Origin of the sequence: Flavobacterium sp. (genome assembly GCF_027484705.1) — a bacterium.
Taxonomy (GTDB): Bacteria; Bacteroidota; Bacteroidia; order Flavobacteriales; family Flavobacteriaceae; genus Flavobacterium.
The window spans coordinates 1-14,542 of sequence record NZ_JAIXSL010000022.1 but is presented as its reverse complement, the minus strand read 5'-3'; the positions used below and the strand labels follow the sequence as shown (position 1 = coordinate 14,542).

Here is a 14,542-nt window from a genome sequence, read left to right as displayed (position 1 = left end):
ATAATTGGGTTTTATATAAATTGAGTTTTAGTTAGAGAGAAAAAAACCAGAGTGTGCACTCTGGTTTTTTGTTTTTTATGCCTGATTGAGAAAATCCCTTACCATCTTATGATTGCGCTGGCCCATGTAAAACCACTACCAAACGCAGCCAACACTACCAAATCACCTGATTTTATTTTACCGAGTTCCCAAGCTTCTGTCAGAGCAATCGGAATCGAGGCAGCCGTCGTATTCCCATACTTTTGAATGTTATTGAAAACCTGATCATCGCCCAAACCAAATTTCTTCTGAATGAATTGCGAAATCCTCAGATTTGCCTGATGCGGAATCAGCATATTGATATCGGTCACCGTAAGATTATTGACTAGCAAACCTTCATTAATCACTTCGCTGAAACGAACAACAGCGTTTTTAAAAACAAACTGCCCGTTCATATACGGAAAATAACTTTCATCATCAGGATCATTATCAGCCAAGATATCAGTCACCCAACGGCCGCCCATTCCCGGTGCCAATACCGCCAACTCTTTAGCGTGTTCACCTTCAGAATGCAAATGGGTTGAAAGGACGCCTTTGGTCAGATCTTCCTCGCGCGAAATCACCGCAGCTCCTGCCCCATCCCCAAAAATTACAGAAACGCCACGACCTCTCGTAGTCATATCCAAACCAATCGACTGCAATTCGGAGCCGACAATTAAGATGTTGCGGTACATTCCCGTTTTGATGTATTGGTCGGCTATAGACAAAGCATATACGAAACCCGAACATTGATTCCGGATATCCAACGCACCAATGGTACGCAAACCGAGTTCTTTTTGAAGCATGACGCCCGGCCCTGGGAAATAATAATCGGGCGATATTGTCGCAAAGACTATGAAATCAATATCATTTTTATCAACTCCTGAACGTTCTATGGCAATTTTCGCGGCTTTGATGCCCATCGTAGTCGTGGTTTCCCCACTGCCTTTGATGACATGACGGCGTTCCTGAATTCCGGTTCTTTCCTGAATCCATTCGTCATTGGTGTCGATGATTTTAGATAAATCGTCGTTGGTCACAACATGCTCGGGAACAAAATATCCGAGACCGGCAATTTTAGCGTGATAGGTCATTGATGGTAATTTATTAAAATTAGGAACCCAAATTTAATCATTTGATAATGCTAACCATTAAAAATTACCACAAAATCACAGATTGTCAAGAATTACTGTTTTATAAATTTCACAGACTGTCTTCCGGTATCATTATGAAGGTTGAGCAGATAAGTTCCTGAAGGATAAGGAAAATCGAAAGTATATTGTTTTATCGAAGGATTTTGAATAATGTCTCTTTTAAGGAATTTTATAAAACGACCTGAAGCATCGTACAACTCGAGTACCAAATGATCATTCTCCTTAAACGCGATGGAAACATTCAGTTTGTCTTTTACAGGATTCGGTAAAATATCGACTTTAAGCGGAACTCTGGTGGTTTCGGTAAAATTGGGATCTGATAAATTATTTTCACTGAACTTATAAATGGTCGCACCCGAAGCATAAGCCAAATGATCCGAAAGGAAAAAGATTCTGTTCAGATTTCCTCCTACGCCCGCGTCAGTCCAAGTATCGCCGCCATCGGTAGTTTCCATGAAAGGGAAATTAGTCCCAATGGTTGACGTATAACCACCCATCCAGCCATGCGTTTCGGTTAAAAAACCAACCGCCTGAACACTCGTAAACGGAACTGTTTTAGAAATCCAGTTAACGCCGCCATCGGTAGAGCGAATCATTTTCCCGTTATTGGGCGCATTCGCTTCCACGGAACCAAAAACCACATTAGTGTTGCTTGGTAATATTTGCAATTTCCAAACATATTCACCAGTAATCCCTGAATGGAAAATCGGCGTCCAGGTATCGCCACCATCAGTAGTTTTTAAGACCACACCACCGTTGCTATCCGCTCCGGAGGCATATCCTGTATTTTCATCCAAAAATAAAATCTCCACCAAAGCAGTCGCATAAGCACTCATGTCTTTATACTGCCAGGTTACACCTCCGTCGGAAGATTTGATGATAAAGGCCGGAGAAAAATAAGCGCCACAACCAAAAACCGTAGAAGTTCCGACGGTGTCCAAGCCGCAAATGGCTTCAGGCATGGTCGGGAGATTGGTCACCGGAAGCCAATGATCGCCGCCATCAACGGTTTTTAAAAAGAGGTTATTTAAAGTTCCTAAAAAACCAACATTTTCATTTAAGAATTCGATGTTCCTGAAATAATAATTCCCGCCCAAAGATTGTTCGGTAACCTGAGTCGTCCAAGTTGCGCCGCCATCGATTGTTTTGTATACAGCTGCATAAGCGCCATTGGCAGCCCAACCTAAATTATCATTAAGGAAATATACATCATCAAAACGTTGGTTATCGATATTGGTGATGGCTGTAGGAAGCGGTCGCCATTGCAATTGCGCGTTAAGAGTTACAGTGAATAACAGGCTGAAAAACAGTATTTTTTTCATGGGAAAATAATTTTTACAAACTTAACGAAAACCAAGAATTTATATAAGATTACTGTCGATTTTTTGCATTTATTTTTGATACTTCAAACACACCAAATCCGCTTTTTGGAACGGCTTTTCACTTTCGAAAAAAATGGGTTGATTTTGAAAACCGGCTTCCACCAAATAACCATTCCCTTTAAAATAAGAAGCTTTGACTTCCACCTGAAAAGATGAATCTTCAACAACTTTGAGCTGGTAAGGATAAACAAGAATGATTTTATCTTCAGTGGAATCAGCATTCAGCAAACGATTTGGGATTTCATTCACATCATCATAAAGCGAAGCCACATAACGATTTTCAGGATTTTCATAAAGCATTTTAGTGTCTGAATGCGCGAACACTTTTCCATTCTTGATGACTAAAGTCTCATCGCTGTAAGCCAAAATGTCTTTACTATCGTGCGTCGCAATAATACACGTAATGTCTTTTTCTTTAAGGTATTGAAATACTTTTCGGCGCAGGCTATTCTTTCTAAAATTGTCGATATGGCTGAAAGGTTCGTCGAGCAAAACTACTTCGGGTTCCAACGCTAAAACCCGCGCTATGGCAACACGTTGCATTTGTCCTCCGCTCAAAAACTGAACTTTGATATTCGCGAATTCCGTCATTTCAACGAGTTCCAGAAGTGTTGCGATTCTTTCTTTTTTTTGCTTGGGATACATGTTACTGAGGAATTTCCCGATGTTCTCCGCTACCGTAACGTATGGCATCAGATCGAAATCCTGCGCGAGGTATTTCATAAAATCCATGCCCGGAATCAGATGGAATTTTGGGCCCAGAACTTCTTGTCCGTTCCAGAAAATCTGCCCTGCATTCAAATCATACAAACCGTAAATCAGTTTCAACAAAGTGCTTTTTCCGCAGCCGCTTTCACCAATGATTGCCAGGTTCTTTCCTTTTGCGAGCGAAAAAGAAACGGAATCGATTGTGAGAAGATCCGAATACGAAAAGGAAATATTGTTGACCTGAAGCATCATTTGATTTTAAGGAACAAATTTGAACATTCTAAAATCAAATAAAAAATATATTTCGTTTAAACAATGGTGTTGGTCAACGTCAATACGCCTTAACTTATCGATTTTATGGCGTAATTCCTTGTACTTTAGAAAATAGGCTTAATTTTGTGTACCCTTAATTTACAAGTAAATCTTAAATATGAAGTTAAAAATATACCTAGCTATAGTTTTATGCTTAACCCTCCAATGGGCTCAGGCTCAGGTTGGAATTGGTACCACAACACCCAATGCGACTTTCGATGTACGTGCCTCCAATCAGGCGACTCCAGCCAATACCGATGGGATATTGATCCCAAGAGTCGATGCTTTTCCTGCGACGAATCCAACCGCTTCACAAAACGGAATGCTGGTTTTTCTCACGACGGTTTCAGGAACCAATCAACCCGGATTTTATTATTGGAACAACGCCACGACGGCTTGGATCGGCATCAATTCAGCTGCCAACTCAGACGCTGACTGGTATAAAGTCGGGACTTCGACAGCGCCGACGCTCATCACCGACAATATGTTTCATACGGGAAATGTAGCTATTGGAAAAAATACTGCGATTTATCCTTTGGAAATCCAATCAAGTAATGCTGAACGAGGCATCAATGCGAGTTATTCGAACGCCACTTCGAATGCGATTGACAATATTGGCATCAACAACAGCATCAGTGGCACTTCAACCGATAATACTTATGGGATTTACAATAACCTCTCAGGAACTGGCGCCACAGGTATTCAATTCGGTACTGCCAATTCGATCAGCAATTCCGGCAACAGCAACCATATCGGCAATTTTAACGAAATGGTAGGTTCGGGAACCGGAAACCATTATGGCGTTTACAGCGATATCGGCGGCACAGGAACCGGGAAACAATACGGCAGCAGCATCAACATTTCGAATTCGAGCAATGCCATTCATTACGGAACCAACAACAATTTATCGGGTTCTGGAAGTGGCATTCATTATGGCGTATTCACCGATTTATCCGGAACCGGAACCGGCGACCAGTTTGGCAGTTACATCAGTGTCAGCAATTCCGGAACTGGGATTCATTACGGGAATTACAATGACATCACTGGAACCGGAAGCGGCAACCAGTTTGGGAGCAGCATCAGCATCAACAATTCGGGCAACGGCGTTCATTATGGGAATTTTACGAATTTAAGCGGAGCCGGAACAGGTATTCAATACGGAAGTTCGAATACGATCAGCAATACTGGAAGCGGCATCCATTTTGGGAGTTTTAATATATTATCGGGAACCGGAACGGGGCTTCAATACGGAACTTACAACTCGATTACCAACTCGGCCAATGTCACACATTACGGGACTTTCAATACTTTGGATGGCGCTGGAACAGGCTTGAAATACGGCGCTTACAATTACATAAATCCCACAGCTGGCGGAACACATTATGGCGTTTATTCGGAAGTTTTAAAATCCGGTACGAATTACGCGGGTTATTTTCTTGGGAATGTTTCGATTGGAACGACTGCTTTGAACAATTATTTACTACCTCCTTCTCGAGGAACCAATGGGCAAATCATGCAAACGGACGGTTTGGGCAACGTCACCTGGCAAAGCCTCAACAGTTTCGCGTGGCAAACAACAGGGAACAGCGGCACATCGCCAGCCACAAATTTCTTCGGAACGACAGACAATCAGGATATTGTTTTCAAACGATTCGGTATCAGAGCAGGTTATATCGGCGATCCGAGTTACGACGGCAGTTTCAATTACAACAACGGAAATACTTCTTTTGGCGCTAACTCGATGTTGAACCCGACGATCAATTTCGCTTCGCAGTTTGGTGTGCGCAATAGTGCTTTTGGTGCGAATGTGATGCCCGGAATAACGACAGGGCAAAGAAATACGGGCATGGGCGATTTTGCACTGTTCTCCAACACGACCGGTTCTGAAAATACAGCCATCGGTTCGGGAGCGATGTTCAGCAATACCACTTCGAATTTTAATGTTGCGATAGGCAGACAAGCGATGACCACTTACAATGCGCCTTTTCTTGCTAATACCGGAAATACTGCCGTTGGATTTGCCGCTTTAAGAAATTCAGTAACAGGAACCAATAACGTGGCTTTGGGATATGAAGCGCTTCGTGCCGTCACCGGAAATGGAAATGTCGGGATTGGTTTTCAGGCTGGGCGAGCGGAAACCGGAAGTGATAAATTATACATCGAAAATTCGAGTGCTGATGCCAATGGCGCATTGATTTACGGTGATTTCAGCACGAATATTTTAAGAGTCAACGGTCAGGTGCAAGTCGGAAATCCGGCGGTAACAGGTTATGCGTTTCCTACCGCAAGAGGCACCAACACGCAGGTGTTGCAAACCAATGGCGCAGGAAGCACGGCTTGGGTTGATACAACAACTTTGGCCATAACTGAAAACGATCCGCAAGTGTCTTCGGCCACGATCAATACCATTCCAAAATGGAATGGAACTACTTTAGTAGACGGCGTCGCGGTGGATGATGGAACCAATATCGGAATCGGAATCACACCTTCAGCCGGAAACAAATTGGAAGTGAACGGAAAAACCAAAACCACCGATTTCCAGATGACCAATGGCGCGGCGAACAATGCCGTTTTGCAAAGTGATGCCACAGGAAATGCTTCGTGGGTAGTGCCTGCATCGATGTCTTTGGTACGTACTAATTTGAATGCCAACCAGTCTTTAACCACGAGTGGCTGGCAGATTGTCAATTTCAATACTGTTCTTTTCGACATCAACACTGAATTCGACACCGGAACCAATCGCTTTACGGCATTGAAAACCGGATATTATGAAGTGAATGCGGGCTATCACACCAATGACCAGAGTAACACGCAGCTTTACTCTATCGGTCTGTACAGAAATGGTTTTTTATACCAACAAAATACTGGGAATCATTCAAATTTGGGGGCGGTGTCAAGAACGATTAACTGTGTCGTTTATCTTACCGCAGGACAGTATATCGAAATATTTGCAGAGAACTATCAAGCTGGTGTAAACATCGATTCCTATCCCGGTAAGACTTACTTCGAAGTCAAACAAATCCGTTAATTTCTAAAAAATAAGAGCGAGAACCCGATGGGGAAATCACTCTTATTCAAACTAACAAAAAAACTAAATTTAACAATCAAATATACCTGAGGTAATTTTGGGTTTGCACGGCCGCTTTGAGGTCATGCATCAGATTATACAGCCCAAAAAAAGTACGGTTGATGTATAAAAAATGTTTCGATCCGCGGTTTCCGTTCATTTTGCGCAACTGTGTGTCTTTGGTAAATTCTTCGCCCATCGTGGCAATGGCGCCAAAAAAATCATCATCCGAAAAATCGAAATAATCGCCATGGAAAGGTTTGGTGAACAGACTCAACAAGCGGTGAAATATACCTGTGAAATAAGCAATCTCTTCTGGAGAATCATCCATCCTTAAGATTTCGAGTTCGTATAATTTTTCTTCGAACAAAATCGGATTGTTGATTACCTTAGGATTTGCCAATTCGAAATACGGAATGTAGAACTCATTCGGTACTTTTTTGATGCAACCAAAATCAATCGGCATGAGGTTGGCATCATCGTCAATCAGGAAATTTCCGGGATGCGGATCGGCATGCACCTGGCGCAAATGATGCATCTGGTACATGTAAAAATCCCAGAGCGCCTGCCCTACTTGATTGGCTTTTGAAACGTCTTTGTTTTGTGAAGCGAACTCTGACAAATGCTGCCCTTCCATCCAATCCATCGTGAGGATTTTTTCAGAAGACCATTCGTGGTAATAATTGGGGAAACGCAGATTCGGAATGTGTCCGCAGGCTTTGGCCATATCGATGCTTTGCTGGAGTTCTAGAACATAATCGGTTTCCTCAAGCAGTTTGTTTTCGACTTCTATGAAATACTTTTCAGAATCCTTGCCTTTGAGGTTGAACATTCTCGTCGCGAAAGGCTTCACCAGAGCCAAATCAGAACTAATACTATCCGCCACACCGGGATACTGGATTTTCACAGCAAGTTTTTTCCCATCCTTGGTTGCCATATGTACCTGTCCGATACTAGCAGCATTGATTGCATCCGGTGTGAACGAATCGTATAGTTCTTCGGGGAATTTCCCCAGATATTTTTTGAAAGTCTTCCTGACCAAAGGCGCTGACAATGGTGGCACGGAAAATTGCGACAAAGAAAACTTATCGACATAAGCTTGAGGCATGATGCTTTTGTCCATGCTCAGCATTTGGGCTACTTTGAGCGCGCTGCCTTTTAAATTCTGTAATCCGTCGTAAATATCGCCCGCATTGTTCTCATTGAGTTTGTCTTTGGACAATTCGGGATTGACCATTTTCTCGCCGTAATAAGCGATGTAATTGCCGCCGACCTTGATGCCGGTTTTGAGCAGTTGTCCGGCGCGTTCTATTTTATTGGTGGGTATTTTATCTAATGTTTTCATGGATGGTTTTGAGCCGAAGATTTGTTTTACAACCTACATTTTTCTTTCTTTCCAGAGGAATTTCCCCAAATCGATGAGGCTTTCGAGCGGTTTGGTATCTAGTAAATCGACTACGGTATTAACTGATTTTTCAATTAAAATATCCGTTTTCTCAAAACCTTTGGAAGTGTCTTCGATCCAATATTTTAACAACAACAGGAATTGAATCCAGGCGCCTTCGGAAAAAACAGGTTTGGTGAATTTGTCGAGCTTCACCAAATCAGGTTTAGGATTCGCATCGATGATTTGGTTGATGAAATCTTTAAACTCGTTTCGGAACATCTTTAGATCCTTGAGGTTTTTCAAGCCTTTGTCATTCTCTTTCAACGAATAGAGCACATAACTTCTGTTCATAGTCAGCAATTCAAACATCGAAAAGTAAATGGCTAGCAATTTGTTTTTATCGGTATAACTCGAATAAGATTCATCCTTTAAAATCGTCTGCTGAACATTCTCAAAAAACTTCACCCAAATCATTTGTCTGATATTGCCGAACGAGCCGAAGAAACTATAGAAATCAGCTTCTTCAATAGTATTCGCTTTACAGAAAGTAAAAATGTTTTTCGGCGTCGACTGGTGTTCCAGCACATAATCCATATATAAGGAAATGATTTGATCGTCATCGATTGATTTCTTTTTGGTGGTCGTTTTCTTGGTAGTTGCCATGAGTTCCGTAAATTAAATGGAATGGTAAATGTACGATTTGTTTAATCATACATCAAAAATATTAAACAAAATATTGTGTTAAATTTTCAGTCTTGGCCAAAAAAAAAAAAGCTGCTCAACATCTGAACAGCTTTTAATTTATAAATCGAGAGGTCTCAATTTCCTTCTTTCTTAGCGTCTTCCACCATTTTATCGTTGGCTGTAATCGCGAACTCTACGCGACGGTTTTTGCTTCTTCCGGCGTCAGTTTCATTCGATTCGATTGGATCGGCTTCACCCATTCCAGTTGTCGTAAATCTTGCGGCTGACAATCCTTTTTTAGTCAAATAAGCTTTTACGGAAGCGGCTCTTTGGTCTGACAATTTCAAATTGTAATCATCAGCACCCGAACTATCAGTATAACCGTAAATTACAATATTCGTATCAGGATATTCGGTGAAAACTTTGACCAATTTATCAAGGTTGGTTTTCGCCTGAGCCGTCAAGGTTGATTTGTTGAAATCGAAACGCACCGCATTTTCACCCAAAACCAATTTGATGCCTTCCCCGACGCGAACAACATCCGCACCCGGCAAAGCATTGTCGATTTCACGCGCCTGTTTGTCCATTTTATTTCCGATGACGCCACCGGCAACACCACCGATAACACCGCCCAATACTGCTCCCAGAGCTCCATTGCCACCTTTACCAATATTGTTTCCTAAAACTCCGCCTAATATGGCACCACCTGCAGCACCGATGGCTGCGCCTCTTTGTGTTTTATTGGTATTCTTTACTGCTTCGCAACTGCTCAAAAATGTTGCTGAAAACAGACTCAAGGCTAAAACGATTATAGCTATTCTTTTCATATTTTTTTTATTTAATTTTTCTGGAATTGATAAACAACATCTGTGGGTTTGTTGCCTACATTGATTTTGTCAATCAACTGGAAGCTGTTTTCGCTCTGAACGTTTACTTTAAGTACATAACCATTTCTTACTTTTTTAGCTTTTTCACCGGCATTCAATACTTTTAGGATAAACTCACCTTCTTTATTGATAAACCATTTAATCTGTGAAGAAAACGCTGCGCAATCGGATTTGGTAAGTGCCATTTCACCTGAATTATTATTGGCTACAAATTTCCAAGTGCTGCCTTCAAAGCATTTAGAATCTGCCAGACCAAAAGAAGTGACTTTAATAAAATCAGAACTTGGATACGTTACAGAAGTCAACGTCCAGTTGCCTCGGATGGCTACTTGAGATTTCGAATCGATTTTCGTACTTGTAGCTGAAGATGTTTTACATGAAGCGATTGCCAACGCCATAAAACTGAGTAAAATTAATTTTTTCATATGCTAATTGTTAGGCAACAAATATACGACCGATGCCCTGAAAACAGATTTTTTTAAGAAAATATTTTGAAATAAAATATTGCGCCAATTTGTCATTCTTGCCTAAGTTGGTATTCTATTTGAAAAGCGGGAAGCACGATTTTAAAATTAAAAACAACTCAGATATGACAACAGGAAAAATTAATGTATCGGTAGAAAACATCTTTCCCTTAATTAAAAAATTCTTATACAGCGATCACGAAATTTTCTTGCGTGAATTGGTTTCCAACGGGACTGATGCCACTTTAAAACTCAAACACCTTACGAGTATCGGCGAAGCGAAAGTCGAATACGGCAATCCGATCATCGAAATCAAAATCGATAAGGAAGCCAAAAAATTGCACATCATTGACCAAGGTTTGGGGATGACCGCTGAAGAAGTTGAAAAATACATCAACCAGGTAGCGTTTTCAGGCGCTGAAGAATTCCTCGACAAATACAAAGATTCCGCTAAAGATTCCGGAATCATCGGACATTTCGGACTAGGATTTTACTCGGCGTTTATGGTCGCTGAAAAAGTTGAAATCATCACCAAATCCTATAAAGACGAACCAGCCGCACACTGGATTTGCGACGGAAGTCCGGAATTTACGTTAGAACCATCTGACAAAACTTCACGCGGAACCGAAATCATCCTGCACATTGCTGAAGATTCATTAGAATTTTTGGAAGAATCTCGCATCAAAAACCTATTGAACAAATACAATAAGTTTATGCCGATCCCGATTAAATTCGGCACCAGAACAGAGAAAATCGAGCAGAAAAAAGGCGAAGAAGTAGCTCCGGAAGACAAAGACGAAGTGTTCAAAACGGTTGAAGTCGACAACATCATCAACAACCCAAATCCGGCCTGGACAAAGCAGCCAACGGAATTGACCGATGAAGATTATAAAAATTTCTACCACGAATTGTATCCGATGCAATTTGAGGAACCGTTATTCCACATTCATTTAAATGTAGATTATCCGTTTAACCTGACCGGAATTTTATACTTCCCGAAATTGGGTTCGGATATGCAAATCCAAAAGGACAAAATCCAATTGTACCAAAATCAGGTTTATGTAACTGATAATGTAGAAGGAATCGTTCCTGAATTTTTGACGATGCTTAAAGGTGTCATCGATTCTCCGGATATTCCTTTGAACGTTTCTCGTTCGTATCTTCAGGCTGATGGTGCGGTGAAAAAAATCTCGAATTACATCACCAGAAAAGTAGCCGACAAACTCAAATCGTTGTTCACAGAAAACCGTGAAGATTTCGAGAAAAAATGGAACGACATCAAAATCGTCCTGGAATACGGTATGTTGTCGGAAGATAAATTCTATGAAAAAGCAGGCGCTTTCGTTTTGTATCCAACGGTTGACGGAAAATATTTCACTTTAGAAGAATTGAAAGAAAACCTCAAAGCGAACCAAACCGACAAAAACGGAAAATTGGTTTTGTTATATGCCGGAAACAAAGACGCGCAACACGCTTACATCGAATCTGCTAAGGAAAAAGGCTATGAAGTGTTGTTGTTGGATTCGCCGATCATCTCGCATTTGATTCAAAAACTGGAATCTGATAACGAAAATCTAACGTTCGTTCGCGTTGACGGCGATCACATTGATAGCTTGATCAAAAAAGAAGAAACCGCGATTTCGAAACTTTCGGAAGAAGAACAAACCAACTTAAAATCGGTAATCGAAACTTATGTTCCGACGCCAACTTATTCATTGCAACTCGAAGCTTTAGACAGCAATGCCGCACCGTTCATCATCACGCAGCCCGAATTCATGCGCCGTATGAAAGAAATGAGCCAAACCGGCGGTGGCGGAATGTTCGGTATGGGCAACATGCCGGATATGTATAATTTGGTGGTGAATACCAATTCAACTTTGGCTACGAATATTTTGAATACCGCTGATAAAGCAACTCAGGAAAGTTTGGTAAAACAAGCGCTCGACTTGGCGAAACTTTCCCAAAACTTACTCAAAGGCGAAGAATTGACTGCTTTTGTGAAACGCAGTTTTGAGTTGATCAAATAAAAATTAAAAATAGATTTGGAGAAAACCTGTAAGCGAAAGTTTGCAGGTTTTTTTATCGCTTCAATGTAAAATGGGAACGGAAATTTTTCGATGCTCCCGTCAGACTTTTATAGGAAATCACGAACCAATAATCGGTTGCGGGCAATGCTTTTCCGTTGAAAATCCCGTTCCAGCCTTCACCAATCGCGGCGAATTGTTTGAGCAATTTTCCGTAACGGTCAAAAACAGTAATCTGCCCGTCTTGCGAAGGCTCGAGTCCGGCGACATTCCAATAATCATTGTAACCATCATCATTCGGAGTGAAAAACTTAGGAAAATTGAGTGCCGTAACCTTCAGTTCAAAAGTATTGCAGCCGCTGACATCTTTTACATGAATCGTGTAATCACCCCCTTTGGTAATGATAAAAACATTGCTCGGTTGAAACGGCCCATGATCTAGCTGGTAAAGAAAATCTCCCGAACTGCCGTTAACTTCGACAATGATTTGCTGCAGCTCGGCAAAATCCTCATTCACATAAGCGAAAGCTGTTGCCGGCGTTGAAGCCAGAACGGTTGTGGTAATTGTGATAGTACAATTCGTAATGCGGTTCGTGGCCGTCACTTCATAAATACCAGTTTGGGAAGCCTGAATCGATGCTGTAATATCGGTCAAAGGATTGCCGTCCTGCGTCCAGAGGAACGAATAATCGGCTATCGATAAACCGCTGTCAATCGTCGCCGGATTGATTACTTGTCCGGCTGCATCAAAACAAATATAGGCTGTTTCAGTGAAAATAGGATTCGGAGCCACGGTAATATTGAGGCTAGCATTCGTAGCGCATTGTCCGGAATTTGGTGTAAAAGTGTAAAGTTGCGAAGTCATATTATCAAACGTCGGCGACCAAGTTCCGGTAATACTGTTCAAGGAAGTAGAAGGTAACGGATTCAATATTGTTCCAACACAGACAGGGGCCACCGCATTGAAAATCGGTAATATCGCCGGAGTCACCGTAATGGTCAGATTACCCGTAGCGGCACATTGGTTCGGATCAGGTTGAAAAGTATAGGTTCGGGTTTGCGTATTGTCCGGCGCCGGTGACCAACTTCCTGTGATGCCATTCAATGAAGTTGTTGGCAACGGAGTTAAGGTTTCTCCGGCGCAAATCGAATTCACCGGGTTGAAAGTCGGGATTGTTTTTGGTGTGACATTAATTGTAAAAGTAGTTCCTAACGCACATTGCCCGGCATTCGGCAGAAAATTATAGGTTTTGCTTCGTAAATTATCCAAAGCAGGTGACCAGCTTCCGGTGATCCCATTTATGGATGTTGTAGGCAACGGAGACAACGCATCGCCATTACAAATCGTTAGCGTAGTCGTGGCAAAAGTCGGCACAATTGAGGGTGGATTGACCGTGATAATCAATTGTGTATTTACGGCACATTGCCCCGAATTTGGAGTAAAGAAATAAGTTTTCGTTTGCGTATAGTCTAAAGCGGGAGACCAAGTTCCGGTTATTCCATTCAACGAAGTGGTAGGCAACGGACTTAATGTTCCTCCAACACAAATGGCATTCACCGGATTAAAGACAGGAACAATGTTAGGCGCCGTAATCGTTACCGCTAATGAAGCCGTGATAGCACATTGCCCGGCATTGGGCGTAAAAGTGTAATTACCTCCCACAGAATTGTTGATTACAGTTGGCGACCAAACGCCAGTAATCCCATTGAGGGAAGTCGTATTCAATGGTGGCGCAACCGTTCCCGAACATAATGACAAAGTCGTAGCAAAATTAGGAATGATATTACCTGTTGTCACCGTAACTGTTAGTGTGAATGAAGTGGCACATTGCCCGGCATTCGGCGTGAAAACATAATTCCCGCCCAACGTGTTGCTAATTACAGTTGGCGACCAAACGCCAGTAATCCCGTTGGGGGAAGTCGTATTCAATGCAGGTGCAGCATTTCCAGAACACAAGGTTAAGGTTGGTGCAAAACTAGGAACAATTGTAGCCGAAGTTACCGTAACTACAAGTGTAACATTGCTTGCACATTGACCTGCATTCGGTGTGAAAGTGTAATTGTCTCCAGCTGTGTTATTGATAACATTAGGCGACCAAACTCCGCTAATTCCGTTAGGTGAAGTAGTATTTAATGCAGGTGCAGTAGTTCCTGAACATAAGGTTAAAGTTGGACTAAAATCCGGAACAATTGTAGCGGAAGTTACCGTAACCACAAGTGTAACATTGCTTGCACATTGTCCGGCATTCGGTGTGAAAGTGTAATTGCCTCCAGCCGTATTACTAATAACATTAGGCGACCAAACCCCTGTAATTCCATTAGGGGAAGTAGCATTTAATGCAGGTGCAGTCGTTCCCGAGCATAAGGTTAAAGTTGGACTAAAATCCGGAACAATTGTAGCGGAAGTTACCGTAACCACAAGTGTAACATTGCTTGCACATTGTCCGGCATTCGG

At 41.9% G+C, this 14,542-nt stretch carries 10 protein-coding genes; 2 read left to right on the top strand and 8 right to left on the bottom strand.

Going from position 1 to position 14,542, the window contains the following annotated elements:
- Positions 1 to 98: 98 nt before the first annotated feature.
- The 3 genes from Q0058_RS12800 to Q0058_RS12790 form a co-directional block, all read right to left on the bottom strand.
- The gene (locus Q0058_RS12800; RefSeq protein ID WP_298224549.1) at positions 99 to 1,112 is read right to left on the bottom strand and encodes a beta-ketoacyl-ACP synthase III; all 1,014 of its coding nucleotides are present in this window, start codon (positions 1,110 to 1,112) and stop codon (positions 99 to 101) included.
- Between the two features lie 92 nt (positions 1,113 to 1,204).
- Positions 1,205 to 2,494: a YCF48-related protein gene (locus tag Q0058_RS12795; protein WP_298224547.1), complete on the bottom strand. Its 1,290-nt coding sequence runs from the start codon at positions 2,492 to 2,494 to the stop codon at positions 1,205 to 1,207.
- A 69-nt stretch (positions 2,495 to 2,563) separates the two neighbouring features.
- On the bottom strand, positions 2,564 to 3,511 hold the full coding sequence (locus Q0058_RS12790) for an ABC transporter ATP-binding protein (RefSeq protein ID WP_298224749.1): 948 nt from the start codon (positions 3,509 to 3,511) through the stop codon (positions 2,564 to 2,566).
- 181 nt (positions 3,512 to 3,692) lie between these two features.
- On the opposite strand from Q0058_RS12790, the gene Q0058_RS12785 reads away from it, so the two are divergent.
- Positions 3,693 to 6,602: a hypothetical protein gene (locus Q0058_RS12785; protein WP_298224545.1), complete on the top strand. Its 2,910-nt coding sequence runs from the start codon at positions 3,693 to 3,695 to the stop codon at positions 6,600 to 6,602.
- Between the two features lie 76 nt (positions 6,603 to 6,678).
- Here Q0058_RS12785 and Q0058_RS12780 read toward each other — a convergent pair whose 3' ends face one another.
- The 4 genes from Q0058_RS12780 to Q0058_RS12765 all read right to left on the bottom strand — a co-directional run bounded on the left by Q0058_RS12780 (position 6,679) and on the right by Q0058_RS12765 (position 10,024).
- Complete coding sequence (locus tag Q0058_RS12780; protein WP_298224543.1) at positions 6,679 to 7,986, bottom strand: AarF/UbiB family protein; 1,308 nt, start codon at positions 7,984 to 7,986, stop codon at positions 6,679 to 6,681.
- Between the two features lie 33 nt (positions 7,987 to 8,019).
- Entirely contained in the window at positions 8,020 to 8,691 is a 672-nt protein-coding gene (locus Q0058_RS12775; protein WP_298224541.1) for a TetR family transcriptional regulator C-terminal domain-containing protein, read from the bottom strand.
- A gap of 155 nt (positions 8,692 to 8,846) precedes the next feature.
- Entirely contained in the window at positions 8,847 to 9,539 is a 693-nt protein-coding gene (locus Q0058_RS12770; protein ID WP_298224539.1) for an OmpA family protein, read from the bottom strand.
- A gap of 11 nt (positions 9,540 to 9,550) precedes the next feature.
- The gene (locus Q0058_RS12765; protein WP_298224537.1) at positions 9,551 to 10,024 is read right to left on the bottom strand and encodes a lipocalin family protein; all 474 of its coding nucleotides are present in this window, start codon (positions 10,022 to 10,024) and stop codon (positions 9,551 to 9,553) included.
- A gap of 164 nt (positions 10,025 to 10,188) precedes the next feature.
- Here Q0058_RS12765 and htpG point away from each other — a divergent pair, with 164 nt between their 5' ends.
- The gene (gene htpG, locus Q0058_RS12760; protein WP_298224535.1) at positions 10,189 to 12,090 is read left to right on the top strand and encodes a molecular chaperone HtpG; all 1,902 of its coding nucleotides are present in this window, start codon (positions 10,189 to 10,191) and stop codon (positions 12,088 to 12,090) included.
- 52 nt (positions 12,091 to 12,142) lie between these two features.
- Here the strand turns inward: htpG and Q0058_RS12755 are convergent.
- Positions 12,143 to 14,542, bottom strand: a 2,400-nt coding sequence (locus tag Q0058_RS12755; RefSeq protein ID WP_298224533.1) for a T9SS type B sorting domain-containing protein, incomplete at its 5' end; no start/stop codon positions are given.

Coding starts and splice junctions, on each gene's coding strand:
- Q0058_RS12775 (WP_298224541.1), bottom strand. CDS start 8,691: ATGGCAACTACCAAGAAAACGACCACCAAAAAGAAATCAATCGATGAC.
- Q0058_RS12765 (WP_298224537.1), bottom strand. CDS start 10,024: ATGAAAAAATTAATTTTACTCAGTTTTATGGCGTTGGCAATCGCTTCA.
- Q0058_RS12795 (WP_298224547.1), bottom strand. CDS start 2,494: ATGAAAAAAATACTGTTTTTCAGCCTGTTATTCACTGTAACTCTTAAC.
- Q0058_RS12790 (WP_298224749.1), bottom strand. CDS start 3,511: ATGCTTCAGGTCAACAATATTTCCTTTTCGTATTCGGATCTTCTCACA.
- Q0058_RS12770 (WP_298224539.1), bottom strand. CDS start 9,539: ATGAAAAGAATAGCTATAATCGTTTTAGCCTTGAGTCTGTTTTCAGCA.
- Q0058_RS12780 (WP_298224543.1), bottom strand. CDS start 7,986: ATGAAAACATTAGATAAAATACCCACCAATAAAATAGAACGCGCCGGA.
- Q0058_RS12800 (WP_298224549.1), bottom strand. CDS start 1,112: ATGACCTATCACGCTAAAATTGCCGGTCTCGGATATTTTGTTCCCGAG.
- Q0058_RS12785 (WP_298224545.1), top strand. CDS start 3,693: ATGAAGTTAAAAATATACCTAGCTATAGTTTTATGCTTAACCCTCCAA.
- htpG (WP_298224535.1), top strand. CDS start 10,189: ATGACAACAGGAAAAATTAATGTATCGGTAGAAAACATCTTTCCCTTA.